Source organism: Blastopirellula sp. SH421 (assembly GCF_057808535.1).
On record NZ_CM173712.1, the window covers coordinates 2,550,521 to 2,564,970 of the forward strand.

Sequence of the window (14,450 nt, forward strand, 5' to 3'; positions counted from 1 at the left end):
GTGCGGAGCTATGATTCTTTTTTCGGCGGCCGATCTGTGGGCCGCCGATGGTCAGCCGCAAAGCCATCTACAATGGCGCCGCTCGACCAAAGTTTCGACGGCTCCAGAAGTCGCGACGCCAGCCGGCGTCAATGCTCCTGTCGAGCTGAAACAAGTTCGCAATGCGAGCCCGCTGCCGATCAGCCCGAATCGGGTTCAACCGGTCGCCCATGTCGAGCTCACCTCGCCGAACGGCGAGCGAATGGTGCAGCGTGCGAGCAAGCTCTCGCCAGCCGATCCGTTCAATGATCCGTTTGGGGATCAGCTGACCAAGCTAGAACAAGACGATGCGGCGCCTACTCAGCCGCCGAGCCGCTTTGGCGCTCCGCAACCGCTGGATCCGCCCGCCGCAGAGGCCCAACAGCCGCTGCCGATGACCGATCCGCCGATGGATGCTCCGGCTAAGCCGAGCCCGATGCCTTCGTCCAGCGATCGTGAGCCCATGGAACTAGGCCCTGACGGCTTGCCAATTCAGCCATCGCAGCCGAAGTCGGCGCCGTGCAATACGGTCTACAATGACCGCAATTGCTGTGACGATAAAGACAACTGCAACGCGCTGGTTGATCGCCTGAAGGCCTTCAAGCTGCCGATGATCAATCTAGATATGACGCCTGCTTTCCGTCCGGATGAAGAAGACCAGGAACTGGCCGAGCAGATGAAGGTAGAAGCTTTGGCTGCCGCTCCGAGCCGCAGTTGGACAGCGCTGGATGGCCAGGTGGTGGCCGAAGGTCGCATGCTTGACTTCAAAAACCAACGCGTGTTGATCGACACCGGTCGCGAGATCAAGCGAGTTGACCTTCGCACGCTAAGTGCCGACGATCGTTGCTTTGTCGCCGCCTACTGGGACTTGCCGTACGAATGCGGTTGGACCGACGCTCCCTTCCCGGGCCGTCACTGGACGCCTACCGAAGTCAACTGGACCGCGTCAGCTTTGTGTCACAAGCCGCTCTACTTTGAAGAACGTGCGTTGGAACGCTATGGTCACATGACCGGGCCGATCACGCAGCCGTTGGTGTCCGGCGCCCACTTCTTTGCGAGTGTAGCCGTGCTGCCGTACCAGATGGGAATGTATCCGCCGGGCGAATGTCAGTACGCGTTGGGCTATTATCGCCCAGGCAGCTGTGCTCCTTACATGTTGCCGCCGGTGCCGATCAGCTTGCGAGGCGCCGCCGCTCAAGCCGCCGTCGTCGTCGGAGCCGCGTACTGGATACCTTAGAACTACGAAGCTTGCTACTTGGGAGCGATTGGAAAAGCGGCGAGATCGTCTGATCTCGCCGCTTTATTTTCTTGGGGAATTGTTTGCTAACATCTCTAATATCGCTGCTCGGCCAGCGAATCGACAGGCGAACCCCAGGAGCTTTTAAAATGCGCAACGCTTATCGAACGATGCCCTTCCGCTTTCAATCGAAAGCGACTTGCTTGGGATTGCCGCTTGTCAGCGTCGCGTATGGCCCCAAAGATCTTGCTCCGTTTGGCATCGCTCGAGGCATCTTCGCATTTGGGGATGTCGCAATCGGCATGTTCGCTTTCGGAGGAGTCGCCATTGGGCTGGTATCGTTAGGCGGTCTTTCGATTGGTGCGATTGGGCTCGGCGGTGTCGCCATTGGCGTAATGGCCGCTGGCGGAGTCGCGGCCGGCATCTTGGCGGCTGCTGGGGGATTCGCCATCGGCGCTATTGCAGTCGGCGGTTGCGCAATCGGTTGGCAAGCCTTCGGCGGAACGACGATTCGTATTCCTGAATTGCTCTCGACGATGATCACCTGTTTGCCATGGCGCTAGTCGTGAAGCTTTCGAGGCTTGATTAAATTCGCGAAACTGTCGAAAACAGGGCTCACGAATTATCGCCATGAATTTTCGCCGTGCGTAAATGGAAGAGCATCGACGGAATCAGGGATACCGTCGCCATCCGCATCGCTTGGTGACTTGCAATCATAGGCGGGGATCGGTTGAGAGCCGATTTGGTCCCACAGCGCGATCGCAGTCGCTCGACGAGTCAATGCGGACTTGGGCAGCGTGCATTGGTAGCCTAGCGATTGCATCCGCTTCACCAAACTTGAAGCCCATTCGATCTCCGCTGGCGCATCTGGCCGAAAACTCGTTTCAGCGGGAGCAAGCTGAAACACGCGACGCAACGCTAGTTGTTGAATCGCGATAAAGCCGTCATCGTACGGATCGACATCACTAAATGGCCAGATCGCAACAGGGGCCGCATCTTTTTGATCGAGCAACCCGGTCCAGATTGCCGCCAACATTTGCGGGTCTCGCCACATCTCACGCGGCGAAACCTCTTGCAGCAAGCTGACTGCGGCTGCCGCCCCACAGGCCTGACCGGCCGCCATCGATTGATCGTGCAAACGGCACGAGGAGCTGACGATACTGGTATATCCCAGGTTTTTCTGGGCAGCGAGTAGGCCATCCATCGCTTCAGGGATGAAGCTGCGCAGCGGAAACATTGACATTCCGGTGCCCCCTACGCCGAACTTGCGGTTGCCGCGAAACGTCGCTTCCCAAGCCCCTGCGGCGCCGGCGGGACTCAGCCAACGCCGTGCGGTTGGATGGAAGTCGAGCTCAAATTGCCAACAGAATACCCCATCCTCAAACATGGTCCGCGCATAGTTGGACTGCGCCCCTTCGCCGACCACTTCTTGTTCCTTGATCATATGCAGCGCTTGCAACCGTAGGCTCTCGCGGATGTAGGGCTTGGGCGGAAGATTATTTGGCGTACCGAATTCGTCGCTCAGCGACAACTTCTGAAAGCTTGGGTACTTCTGCTGCAGAAAGTAAAGATATTGCAATGTCCGATTGCGCGCATCCTGAAAGACGATCTCTCGCTGGACCGGCGTTAATTCGACAAACAGCTTGGTCGAAGCGCCAGGCTCTGTCGCTTCGAGCGCGGTCGCCACATGGGCCGGCAGCACGTCTAACGGATAGTCAATCGGCGGATTGTTGATCAGGATGATGTCCGCCTGTTGGCGATCCTTAAGCGCTTTGCCGTCGACCAAGCGACGCGTCGTGTAGTTAAACTTGTCATCGATCCACGCCCACATCCCATGAAAGTTCTGCTCGTCATAGCCAGGCGGTTCAGGGATAAGTGCGTTCTCCGGTTGCGCGACCAGAATCATGCACCAAGTGATCGGATTGATGTCGGTCTGCGGCTGCGGAGACGCCTGCGCTCGTGGTTCCCCATATTCCGACTGAGCATCCAAACCGAAATCATACGCAGCACCAGAAAGCTTGATTACGTCGCCCCAGTCACTAGCGTCGATGGTCAACTTGGCCTGGACTTTTAAGAAAGCGTCAGATGCTGCGTTCGATTCAAAAGTGACTGCTTGCACCTTGCTCTCTTGCACATCGACAGACTTTACACGCAGATTAGAAAAGCGTTGAATTTGCCCTGTCGCTTCGTAGGGCTGCAACAGCTCTGCAAAAATCTGATGGGCGACCACCGGTCGGCAGGTCGTGATAACGAGTGTGTTGCCGGGGCGCGGCACGCCGTAGAGCTCTTTGTTTTTTTGCTCGATTGCATCGATCACTTCGCGAAATAATCCGGAACGAGGGATCGGGACTTTGCCGTTGTAACCATGGGCGCGATTTTCATCGATTGCTCCAAGCGCTTCCGACGAGAATTGACCTCCAACCCATTCGGTATCATTGACTAGAACGATGCGTTTGACACCCATCCGCGCCGCTTGCACCGCGGCCGCGCAGCCCGACTCGGTGCCGCCAACCACAAGCAAGTCTGCTTGGATGACAGCCGGCAAGGCAGGATCGTCCGCCATCGCGGGACCGACGCTTGATAACCCAATCAATGCGATGCAGCAATGCAGTAGCTGTCGTGCCGTCGGCGACATGCTCTTTCTCCAAGGGGGATTTCAAAGGTTTGATTACCAATATTCCCGAGTCCAAGTGCAGCGATCTCAACCGCTCGTATCGGGAACGCGAGGTGAACAGTGAAATGGATTAAAAAATAAGAATTCTAGTTGCTGTTTGTTATATGAAACGGTAGTTTAAATGTCAAACAGCAGTCATTGGCTGCCAACGAAGCTCAACCGTTTAAGAAGATCCCCATGGCTACCACGAAAACAGCCGAAATTGTCGATGACAGCAATCGTTACCACATCCCTAGTCTGGTTCGTGCGTTGCAAGTCTTGGAATTGATCGCCGGAGAAGCCTCTTCGCTCGGAGTGTCCGAAATGGCGACGCGGCTGGGAATTCCGAAGAACAGCATCTTCCGGATCGTCACCACGTTAGCAGACTGCGGGTATCTCAATCGTGAACCGGTCCAGAAGCTGTATAGCCCTTCGGCCAAGTTGCTGGCGCTGGGGTACGCGGCGGTGAATGAGTCGCAACTTCTAGAAAAAGCGATGGGACCGATGCGTTGTTTGCGGGACGCAACGCAAGAAACGGTCTTGCTTGGCGTCCTGAGCAGCGGGCACGGCGTGGTGGTCGAGCAGTTCCTCAGCCCCCAGGCTGTCAAAGTGATGGTCGAGATCGGGCATCAGTTTCCGCTGCACACTTCGGCGCCGGGAAAAGTAATGGTCGCCCATCGCTCAGCGGCTGAAATTGAAGCGATTGTCGAGCAAATTGATTTCGTGCGTTATACCGACCGCACGATCACAGATCGATCAGCCTATATGCAAGAGCTAGAACGGGTTCGTCAGCATGGGTTCGCGGCCGATCACGGGGAGCAAGTCGAAGGGGTCAATTGCATCGCAGCTCCGATTCGAAATCGAAGAAATGAAGTTATCGCGTCGATCTGGGTGACCGGCCCCAGCGCTCGATTGAAGAAGGCCTCACTCGAAACGATCCGCCAGTTGACGATCGAACAAGCGAACATCATCTCAAGCCGCATTGGCTGGTCACCTGCCAGGCCAGGTGTTTGATTGAACCTGACGACACTTCAAAATTCTAAGCAGAAACCGAAAAAGAAATACAAGGATTGATTTCGAGAGTAGCTAGGTGGCAGCGAACGGTTTCAGCTTTATTTCATCAATATGCGAGCTTATTCCTTCTCTTTTCTATCTCATCCGATCCGCAGGAAATTTGCCATGAATGTTCTTATCCATCAATGCCGTCCGTCTCGAAACCGCGGATTCACGCTGGTCGAATTGTTGGTGGTCATCGCGATCATCGGCGTACTGATCGCTTTGCTGTTGCCAGCAGTCCAGCAAGCACGCGAAGCGGCGCGGCGGATGAGCTGCACCAACAAGTTGAAGCAGTTGGGGCTGGCGCTGCACAACTACCACGACACCTTCCGCATATTTCCACCAGGCAACGTGATGTCAGCAAAGCGAGAGACCTATCCGACAAATTGGTGCAGATGGCCCGCTTCCACAGCTGCTAATGGGGCTCCTTGGTCGGTGCTGATTTTGCCCCAATTAGAGCAAGGCAATTTGCATTCGCAGGTCGAAATGGGGGCGCGTTTTACGGGCATGGCCGATCATAGTCCGTCGGATGATCCAAACGGTTCCGCGGCCAACCATGCGGTCTTTCTAACGCCCAATCCGGCCTATCAATGCCCTAGCGATCCGAACTCGGCGTCAGATGCGAACAATAGCACCTATTTTGGAGTCATGGGCGGAGCAATAGGCAATGTCGCCACGCAAAAACCGGATATCTGCGCTTCGGCGACCGATCGTTATTTTTTTACCGAAGGCATTCTCTTTGTCGATTCCAGGATTAGTTTTCGCGATATCCTTGATGGATCGACAAATACCTATCTCGTCGGCGAAACAAAGTATCAGTTGCGACCTGGCGGTCGGGCGGCGGCCTCCTCTACCTTTCCCAACGCCTACTTTGGTTGGGCGTCGAGCGTGCGAAGCGTGGATGCCGGCGGCGCCGTCGCCGGAGTGATGACCTCGTCCCGTTGGCAGATTAATTCGCTCGCTCAAGATGGATCGAAGACCGACACTGCTTTCTCGAATCGCGGAGCACAAAACGGGACGATGGGCAGCTTTCATCCCGGGGGCTGCAATGCGACTTTCGCGGATGGTTCTGTTCGCTTTATGAGCCAGACGATGGATTTGGAAACGCATCGCGTGTTAGGAAGTCGCGATGAAGGAGTCGTCGCGAGCTTCTAACTAGCAGCAGGCGGTTTAATTCGCGTTTCAACGACAAATCGTCGGTGAGAACCGCATCGCATCCAGCTTGATCTTTTCTCTAACTCTCTCTTTAGCGAGGACATCGGAATGAGAAACTCTCACGCACCATCGTTGACGCTTGCCGCCCTCCTCGTTCCCTGCTTAATCGGCGTCGGCTGCTTTTCGGATCAATCCGGCTTGCGCACCTATCAGTGTACTGGCGTCGTCACGTTCGACGGGAAGCCGGTGGAGTTGGGGTACATCAGTTTTGAGCCCAATAGCGCCGCAGGAAACTCGGGCCCCGGCGCAAGTGCAAAAATTACGCAAGGTCGATACAAGACAGAATCCGGAAAAGGAGTCGTCGGGGGGCCTTACCGCATTGTTATCATCGGCTACGACGGCAAATCTCCGGATGGTTTAGGAGACGGAAATCCGCTCTTTCCCGAGATCGTCATCGAACGCGATTTGCCGCAGGAGGACTCGGATCAGAACTTCGAGATTCCTGGTGGCAAGCGCAAATAAAACAGTGCGAGCCGACCATAAAGACTACCGTTCGCGTTTGGAGATGCGATCGCGGATCTGGGCGGCGCGTTCGTATTCTTCTTGTGCGACCGCTTCGGACAGTTGTTCTTGGAGCGTCTGACCCACTTCGTACTGACTACGAAGTTGCTCGCGTAGTTCGATCAAGCGTTTGACCAACTCGTCGTTGTCGAATTCTTCCTCTAACTCGAATTCGATAAAGACCTCGCGCAGCTCTTCAAGCCCTAGATTGATCACTTCAATCGCGCGCTCCGGCGTCAGGTCGGTCAGCGTCGCCAGTGCGGCGGCTTGGATCCGATGGAAGAGCACGAAGGGGCGGAACTGTTCGTGGGAGTCGATCCATTCGTCGTCGTCCGAATGGTCGCGGCAGATATCCATCAATAGCAGCGTTTGATCGGCGTCGCGAACGGCGCGTTGGTACTCACGCAGGCCAAGCCAGCAAATGCGGCGATGATAGAACTGGATGAACTCGCGGTCGATCTCGGTGCAATCGCCGTCGGTCAGGATGTAATCAGGGTCTTCGTCGATCCGTTGCTGGAGGTAATCTGCGTAGGTGACAAATCCAAACGGCTCACCCCCATCAGGGCGCCCGTCAACTTCCATCTGCATTAAACCCATCTCGATCCGCATCTGGACGACATCGCGTCCGTCATCGCCAGATACGATGCGCGCGCTGAGATGCCCATTCTCAAAGGGCCAGTCATTTAAGATCGAGTCGATATGCTCGGGATTTTCCATAGTCAAATTATAGCGCACACTGCGCGTTTTGAGCTAGGCGGCGCGAATTTGCCGAATGCTCGGATCTTGCCGCCGATTCCTGTGCAAATCGATCCGACACCTGCCCCCCCGGGATGCTGTCGCCAAGCGAGTTGCGGTCTTGCGCGGCTTACTCAGGAGCTGCGCCCGGCGGTCGACGCCGCATCCGTTTGGTTTCGCCGCGTTGCTTCTTTTCGGTAATTCGCCGCTCTATCGAACCGCGGCTAGGTCGCGTAGCGCGACGCGGCTTTTCTCGTGCGGCGCAATCGAGCAAAATAACTCGCAGCTTTTCGAGACAGCTGTCGATGTTCGCCCGTTGATCGCGGCTGGTGTCATCACTGATAATAATTTCGCCGTTTTTGTTGATGCGTCCACCCCACCGCGTTCGAAGGCGATCTTTCACGCGTTCGTCAAGATGCTCGGATTGGTCAAATGCCCAGCGCAGCATCGCCTTAGAGTTGACCTTGTTCACGTTTTGACCACCGGGGCCGCTGCTGCGTGAGAAGGTAAACTTTATTTCCGCCAAGGGAATTTGGATCGAGTTGTTGACGCGTAAATCGGGCATGGGAACACCTGGGAAAGCAATCGGCAGCTTGTCATTGTAGACTGGTAGTCAATCTCTCGCTCCTCGTACACCTTCCTACCGAACTATCCTGCCATGAAAATTAGTAAAAACGCCGTTCTGGCGACACTTGTGCTCGCGAGCTGGATGTGTGCCCAGGTGACGACTGGGAATGCCGACGAAACGCTTCCGCCCGATCTTGCGACCCGTCACACAGGGATGGACTGGCCAACATTTTTGGGTCCCACGCGCGACAGTAAGTCAGTCGAGACCGGTTTATCGACGCCTTGGCCGGCTGCCGGACCGCGCGTTGTTTGGCAGCGCGAACTGGGGACCAGCTATGGGATCGGCTCGGTCAGCCGAGGTCGTTTTTTTCAATTGGATCGGTATGACGACGTCGAGCGGTTGAGCGTGCTGAATGCCGAAACCGGCGAGTTCCTCTGGAAGTTTGAGTACCCGACTGCTTACGAAGATTCGCTGGGCTACAACAATGGCCCGCGTACATCGCCGATTATCGATGGCGATCGCGTCTATATTTACGGCGCCGAAGGGAAGCTGCATTGTCTGCAAATCTCGACGCATAAACTATTATGGAAGGTGGATCTCAACGAAAAGTTCGGGGTCGTGCAAAACTTTTTTGGCGTCGGCAGTTCGCCGGTGATTTATGGCGATCTGTTGCTGGTGATGGTTGGCGGAAGTCCGCCAGAATCACACAATTTTGGCCGTTTTGATTTGGATCGGGTTGTCGGCAAGGATAGTTGCGTCGTCGCGCTGAACAAGCAAACCGGCGAAGTCGTCTATCACATCAGCAATGACTTGGCCAGCTACGCCAGCATGACCTGGGCTCAAATCGGCGGCCGCCCCTTTGCCTTTGCGTTTGCTCGCGAAGGTTTGCTCGCATTTCAGCCCGAAACCGGCGTTATCGATTTCCAGTTCCCTTGGCGCGCCAGACTACGCGACAGTGTGAACGCAAGTACGCCGGTGATTGTAGGGGACGAAGTCTTTATCTCCGAGACCTATGGGCCAGGCAGTGCTTTGCTGAAAGTAAAGACCGGCGGCAACGACGTGATCTGGCAAGATGATCCCAACAAGCGGGACAAAGCGATGCAGACCCACTGGAACACGGCGGTTGAGCATCAGGGGTATCTGTATGGCTCAAGCGGTCGTCACAGCAACAACGCTGAACTGCGCTGTATCGACTGGAAGACAGGCCAAGTGAAATGGAGCGTTCCTGGTTTGACGCGATCGTCCCTGATGTATGTCGACGGCCACTTCGTTTGCGTAAGCGAAGATGGGGTCTTACGACTTTTCAAAGCGAACCCAGAGAAGTACGAGTTGGTCTCCGAGACCAATCTGCTGCACGCGGCGAAGCCCGGCGAACGCCCCCGTCCCCTGCTCCGCTATCCAGCCTGGGCGGCGTCGATATTGTCGCACGGATTGTTGTATGTGCGTGGCGATGATCGGTTGGTTTGCTTGGAAGTGATTCCGGAGAAGTAGTGCCTGCGATAGCCCATGGAAGTGCGCGACACGTTTGCGCACGGGTGCCGTGGTCACGTCTGCGTGGCCACGTATGCAGTCGGCTAATACTGTGGAATGGAAGCAAGGGCTCGGGTATCGCGTTCTCCCGCATCTTTTTGGGAATGTGCTATGAATCAAGCAGTTCTTCTTTTGATTAGGATGTACCTGTGTCCTGGCGTGGCCGTCGTGTTCCTATTTGCAGGAATTGCCGGCTTGTTTAAGGCATTGGGAGTGATAAAAAGTAACGCCTTTCCAGAAATGCCGATCTGGCAATGCATTGCCACTGTTGCTATTGGTGTTTTTGCTCTATGGCAGGTGATTTTGATGGTTTTGGCACTGGATGATCTAAGGAGTTAGGGAAGTGGAGATTTGTATGTGTCTCATGCAGATGAATTAGTCATGGGTGTACAGGGGCTTCCGCATGGCGATTGCCCCATGATGGGCCAGGGTACCGTTGCCACGTCTTCGTGGCAATGAATGCGGTCAGAGAATTAGTTGCGGTGCTTCCCACGAACATTTTACCGACTGATTGGGCTATCCCCCAGTCTGTCGCTCACGCACAATCATGGCCACGCAAGGCCGTGGCCACGGCACCCGTGCTCTGGCCAGTGCCACGCTGCCGCAGTTATCTCGATAATTTCTGCGGCAGCCGTTCCAAGGGCGAAGGTTCACGCACTACATCGAGCTTGACGTAACGGGCCTCAATGTTATCCAAGGCCGCAACGGCGTGTACGTGATTTCAAACTATTCCCCCTTGGATATCACGGATTTGCTCATCAGTAGCGGGAAGGTTGGACAGTAGGAGCCAAAAAAATGAAGTATCTCGAAGTTGACTGGTCCCACTCATTTACGAGTGAACCAATAAAGCTGTATTCCGAACTTAATGACCAAATGTGGGAAGTAAGGAAGGTCGAGGTATATGCCGACGGTACGGCTGGTTACGCCAACACAGCGAAAACGTCGCGAGGGACAAAGTTGTCGATCGAGCCGCTACCCAGCATGAATGAAATTGCGGCTGATCCTCAATTTAAGGTGCGTGAGATAGATTCCAAATATTTTGAGGACGTATGGACGAAATACACGATGGCCGGAGCTAACGATTTGACCGATCGAAAACATTGACCAATGACAGCACGGGCGGCGGAGTGGCACTCAACGCTGGTAACGATTTCCCAATCCAAGAAATAAGTCTTGATGCGGCCTGCGGTTAAGCACGGGTGCCGTGGTCACGTCTGCGTGGCCACGAATGCAGTCGGCAAATTAGCTCCACGAAAAATCGACCAATTGATTGGGCCGCATGTGAGCCTGTCACTCTCGTGCAATCATGGCCACGGCACCCAGGCTATTGATTACGGAGCAGAAAGCTTTCCATGCGGGATAACTCATTAGCGAGTGCTGTGCGAAAGACCGCACCTTTTGGTGCTTGGCCAGTTACATAGCCCAGTTTTGCTTCCAGCCTGCCATCTTTCACCGCGAGATTCCCCCAGCCAATCACTTGATCTCGCCAAAGCAAGGGTAGTGCGTAATAGCCGCGAATGCGTTTGGGGGCGGGTGTGTAGGCTTCAAAGCGATACGCCCAGCCCCAGAAGAGCTCAAAGCGGCGGCGATCCCACACCACGGGATCGAAGGGGGCGAGCAACCGCACGGCATCTTCTGGCTGCATGGCGTAGCGTTTTGAGTTGGGTGATTCGCTTTCCGGCCAATACCAATTAGCTCCACTCGATTCAACATTGGGCAGCCGCGCCTTCGCGCGAGCAAACGCCGTTGCGCGCTTCGAATCCCATTGCGGCGCACCGCCGCGCAGCAAACGAATGAGATCGCGTAAACTGCGCTCTGGCAACGGCGCGTATTTTTGCACGATCACATCCACCAGCGCGTCCATCGCTTGCACGGCGTCATCGCAAACCTGCGGAAGATGCTCGGCTACTGCATAAGTGCGAACACCACCCACTCGCCCCGCCACGCGCAGCAAGCCCCGATAGTGCATTCCATGCAAAAGTTGCGTGCTCGCGTTCGACGAGCCGCCAAACCAATTGCGCACCCGGCCATGCGCGAAATGCGCGTCCACTTCGCGAGGATGCACCACGCCACGATCCTTCACAAACTCCAAAACGCTCTGAGCCTGTGTCACCCGCGCCTGCGGCCAAGCCAAGCGAGCCGTGCGCGGATGCATCAGCACCTGCGTGCTGCGCGGCAAAAAGCCGTAGTTCACAAAGAAGTCTTCCTCCACGCATAACGCCGCATACCGTCGCTCCAAATCCCCCGCCGCGTAGTTCTTCACCCGATGCCGTAAGGTCAAATCCTGCGCCCGAGCCGGCGCACAAATAGGATCCGCCTGCACAAAGCCAAGCTTTTCAATCGCTCTGGGCAGCGTCGTCGGCGAAAACAAACTGCGTGAGATGGCGTAGCGGCGTAGCGTGTCGAGCGTGATGGCTACTGTAGGCATATTTAAGAGGATTTCAGGAAGGCTTTAAGCTGATCCCAGCCGTCAATCCACTCATGCCGATCTAACGTCAGAGGGCACGCAAAGCACAGCGTGGTCATACAAACCCGAAGAACGGCGCGTCAGCTTTTGCAGCAGGAACGTTGGCGTCACCGCAGTCCGAGCGGTTGATGTGGAATGTAAAAACCGGCGTCATCGAGGACTTCGGTGGATGCCTTTATTCCTCGCGGCTGCAGTGGTTTGGGTCGGAGATTTAGTGTAGCAAACTCAAGTGGTCGTTGCCAACGACGTTTCGTCAGCCTGGGCGCCGTGGTCACGTCTTCGTGGCAATGAATGCGGTCAGAGAATTAGTTGCGGTGCTTCCCACGAAAATTTAACCGGACTGATTGGGCTATACTCCAGTTTGTTGCTCACGCACAATCATGGCCACGCAAGGTCGTGGCCACGGCACCCGTGCCGATGGACACTTCGTCTGCCTGGGCGAAGATGGCGTCTTGCGACTGATTAAAGCGAACCCAGAGAAGTATGAGTTGGTATCAGAAACCGACTTGCGACAAGCTCCGGAACTGGGCGAACGCGTCCGGCCATTGCTCAAGTACCCGGCGTGGGCGGCGCCGATTTTGTCGCACGGATTGTTGTATGTCCGCGGCGATGATCGATTGGTTTGTTTGGAAGTGATTCCGGCGAGCTAGCTTTAACACTTGTGTTTCGTCGTTGGCGACAAAAAACGGCGCCTCGTTCAAGGCGCCGTTCTGGTTTTAATGATCTTACAAGGTGTGGATTACTTCGCCGGGTCTTTCCCGTTGATCCACGGACCTTCTAGGCTTTGGTGGTCGGGCTCGTTAATGGTCGATCCTTTGTCGCCTGCTTTCCAGCCGGAGACATGGGAAGGCTTGCCCCGTTCAGCGGAGATTTTTTCCCACTTCGTCGCCCACGAGCCATCCGCTTCGCTGACGGTCATCGTTTCGTCGTCAAAGCGAAAGATTTTTCCTTCACGATGGCTGCGAGCGCCGAGATTAACCAAGACAATCGCCGCAGCGCCCAAGTCGGGCGGATTGTTGCAAGACTTCGGCTCGTTGTTCTCGATCGCCGCAATCCAGTTTTCAAAGTGAGCCTTGGTTTGATCTTTGGGCGCTTCTTTGTCGGCCTTCATGATCTGCTTTTCAAATGGAAGCTCGGTCGGGCTGATGTGCGTGACCTGCGGACGTTCGGGGACAAATGTGAATTCTCCGCTGCTTTCGGGACGATCAAAGACGATCGAGCCGTCATGACCGCGGACCAATTGCGAAATTGGAGTTTCTGAAGCGGCCATCGTCGCGGTGACCAAACCTTGGCAACCTTCGTTGAACTCGGCCACCACGGTCGCGACGTCTGGAACTTGGCGTCCGTCGTATTCTAAGTACAAGCCGCCGCTGCCGGTGATTCGAGCGGGGTATCGCAGACCGGTTGCTTTCATCATTTGCGTTGTGCGGTGCACAAACAGATCGGTGAACATGCCGCTGCCGAACTGCCAAAAACGGCGCCACTGCGCGAAGACGGCGCGATCAAACGGTTGGTCCTCGGCCAGTCCTTCCTCGACGCCCAGGAACCGCTTCCAGTCGATGGTCTTGGGGGTCATCTCCTTTGACAGTTGGTAGTAGCGCCATTGGCCGATGTCGGAGTTGCGGAAGTACTCGGTCTGGTACATCAGCACCTTGCCGAGCAGGCCTGCATCAATCTGCGCGCGAGCGGCGTCCCAGATCGGCAGACTCGTACCTTGCACGCCGACTTGCATCACTTTGCCAGAGTCTTTCCAGACGCTGACCAGTTCGATCGCTTCTTCGACTTGCTTGACCATCGGCTTTTCGCAGTAGACGTGCATGCCTCCTTTCATCGCTTCGATGGCCTGAATCGCATGCCAATGGTCGGGCGTGCCGATGCTGACCGCATCCAGGTTTTCTTTCTCGTACATTTCGCGAAAGTCAACATAGCGAGCAACCTTGCCGCCGTTCTCTTTTTCGATGTAGTCGGCGGCGCGATTGCGGTTGTGTTCATAGACGTCACAGACGGCGACCAGTTCGATATTAGCGCCATCTTTCACAATGGATGAAAGGCTTTTGACATGCGCGCCAAAGCCGCGTCCGCCAACACCGACAAATCCGATACGAAGTTTCGAGTTAGCGTCGGCAGCTTGCGATTGTTTCACCTGCATTGCGAGTGTGGTCGCGGCGACGCCTGCAGCAGTCGTCTTGATGAAAGTTCGACGCGATGCATCGAAAGAACTCATGGGCGTGTTCTCCATGGAAGGGGGGGAGGAATCTCGGATTAGGTTCTGGCGAGAGAATCGCTACCTCCCATCATAACAAGCGAGCATGATGAATTCCGCAGTTCAAATCTCTGGTTTGCGCAATTTCTTCTTCACTTTTCCCTTGCGCAAGAGGTGAATGCAGTTTGGCTTCAAGTAGTCGCTGCAGCACTGAATCGCGGAATTAGATGTGATTGGGGGACTCGTATTGAATCGAAGTCCGAGCCG

At 55.5% G+C, this 14,450-nt stretch carries 15 protein-coding genes; 10 read left to right on the top strand and 5 right to left on the bottom strand.

Annotated elements, in window-relative coordinates:
• The first annotated feature begins 10 nt into the window (after window positions 1-10).
• Window positions 11-1,255, top strand: a complete 1,245-nt coding sequence (locus tag SH421x_RS10605; RefSeq protein ID WP_488855503.1) for a hypothetical protein — start codon at window positions 11-13, stop codon at window positions 1,253-1,255.
• Between the two features lie 149 nt (window positions 1,256-1,404).
• Window positions 1,405-1,818 carry a hypothetical protein gene (locus SH421x_RS10610; protein WP_488855504.1) on the top strand — a complete coding sequence of 138 codons (414 nt, stop codon included), beginning with the start codon at window positions 1,405-1,407 and terminating at the stop codon, window positions 1,816-1,818.
• A 59-nt stretch (window positions 1,819-1,877) separates the two neighbouring features.
• On the opposite strand, the gene SH421x_RS10615 is transcribed toward SH421x_RS10610, so the two are convergent.
• On the bottom strand, window positions 1,878-3,890 hold the full coding sequence (locus SH421x_RS10615) for an FAD-dependent oxidoreductase (RefSeq protein WP_488855505.1): 2,013 nt from the start codon (window positions 3,888-3,890) through the stop codon (window positions 1,878-1,880).
• Between the two features lie 216 nt (window positions 3,891-4,106).
• Here SH421x_RS10615 and SH421x_RS10620 point away from each other — a divergent pair, with 216 nt between their 5' ends.
• The 3 genes from SH421x_RS10620 (at window position 4,107) to SH421x_RS10630 (ending at window position 6,641) form a co-directional block, all read left to right on the top strand.
• Window positions 4,107-4,922, top strand: a complete 816-nt coding sequence (locus SH421x_RS10620) for an IclR family transcriptional regulator (RefSeq protein ID WP_488855507.1) — start codon at window positions 4,107-4,109, stop codon at window positions 4,920-4,922.
• A gap of 165 nt (window positions 4,923-5,087) precedes the next feature.
• A complete protein-coding gene (locus tag SH421x_RS10625) occupies window positions 5,088-6,119 on the top strand; it encodes a DUF1559 family PulG-like putative transporter (protein WP_488855509.1) in 1,032 nt (343 codons plus the stop codon).
• 108 nt (window positions 6,120-6,227) lie between these two features.
• Window positions 6,228-6,641 (top strand): hypothetical protein, encoded by a 414-nt coding sequence (locus tag SH421x_RS10630; RefSeq protein ID WP_488855511.1) that lies wholly within the window; start codon window positions 6,228-6,230, stop codon window positions 6,639-6,641.
• Window positions 6,642-6,665: 24 nt separating this feature from the next.
• Here SH421x_RS10630 and SH421x_RS10635 read toward each other — a convergent pair whose 3' ends face one another.
• Both SH421x_RS10635 and arfB read right to left on the bottom strand, forming a co-directional pair.
• On the bottom strand, window positions 6,666-7,397 hold the full coding sequence (locus SH421x_RS10635; protein WP_488855513.1) for a UvrB/UvrC motif-containing protein: 732 nt from the start codon (window positions 7,395-7,397) through the stop codon (window positions 6,666-6,668).
• A gap of 148 nt (window positions 7,398-7,545) precedes the next feature.
• Window positions 7,546-7,980, bottom strand: a complete 435-nt coding sequence (gene arfB, locus SH421x_RS10640; RefSeq protein WP_488855515.1) for an alternative ribosome rescue aminoacyl-tRNA hydrolase ArfB — start codon at window positions 7,978-7,980, stop codon at window positions 7,546-7,548.
• Between the two features lie 93 nt (window positions 7,981-8,073).
• Here arfB and SH421x_RS10645 point away from each other — a divergent pair, with 93 nt between their 5' ends.
• From SH421x_RS10645 to SH421x_RS10660, 4 genes are all read left to right on the top strand, one after another.
• On the top strand, window positions 8,074-9,474 hold the full coding sequence (locus tag SH421x_RS10645) for a PQQ-binding-like beta-propeller repeat protein (protein ID WP_488855516.1): 1,401 nt from the start codon (window positions 8,074-8,076) through the stop codon (window positions 9,472-9,474).
• Between the two features lie 150 nt (window positions 9,475-9,624).
• Entirely contained in the window at window positions 9,625-9,852 is a 228-nt protein-coding gene (locus SH421x_RS10650) for a hypothetical protein (RefSeq protein WP_488855517.1), read from the top strand.
• A 283-nt stretch (window positions 9,853-10,135) separates the two neighbouring features.
• Window positions 10,136-10,297: an HYD1 signature containing ADP-ribosyltransferase family protein gene (locus SH421x_RS10655; protein ID WP_488856425.1), complete on the top strand. Its 162-nt coding sequence runs from the start codon at window positions 10,136-10,138 to the stop codon at window positions 10,295-10,297.
• A gap of 11 nt (window positions 10,298-10,308) precedes the next feature.
• Window positions 10,309-10,617, top strand: coding sequence for a DUF6881 domain-containing protein (locus SH421x_RS10660; RefSeq protein WP_488855518.1), 309 nt, complete (start codon window positions 10,309-10,311; stop codon window positions 10,615-10,617).
• 220 nt (window positions 10,618-10,837) lie between these two features.
• On the opposite strand, the gene SH421x_RS10665 is transcribed toward SH421x_RS10660, so the two are convergent.
• A complete protein-coding gene (locus SH421x_RS10665) occupies window positions 10,838-11,884 on the bottom strand; it encodes a DNA glycosylase AlkZ-like family protein (RefSeq protein ID WP_488855520.1) in 1,047 nt (348 codons plus the stop codon).
• A 476-nt stretch (window positions 11,885-12,360) separates the two neighbouring features.
• Between SH421x_RS10665 and SH421x_RS10670 the strand changes: the two genes are divergently transcribed.
• On the top strand, window positions 12,361-12,630 hold the full coding sequence (locus SH421x_RS10670; protein ID WP_488855521.1) for a hypothetical protein: 270 nt from the start codon (window positions 12,361-12,363) through the stop codon (window positions 12,628-12,630).
• An 89-nt stretch (window positions 12,631-12,719) separates the two neighbouring features.
• On the opposite strand, the gene SH421x_RS10675 is transcribed toward SH421x_RS10670, so the two are convergent.
• Window positions 12,720-14,204 carry a Gfo/Idh/MocA family protein gene (locus SH421x_RS10675; protein WP_488855523.1) on the bottom strand — a complete coding sequence of 495 codons (1,485 nt, stop codon included), beginning with the start codon at window positions 14,202-14,204 and terminating at the stop codon, window positions 12,720-12,722.
• Window positions 14,205-14,450 lie beyond the last annotated feature (246 nt).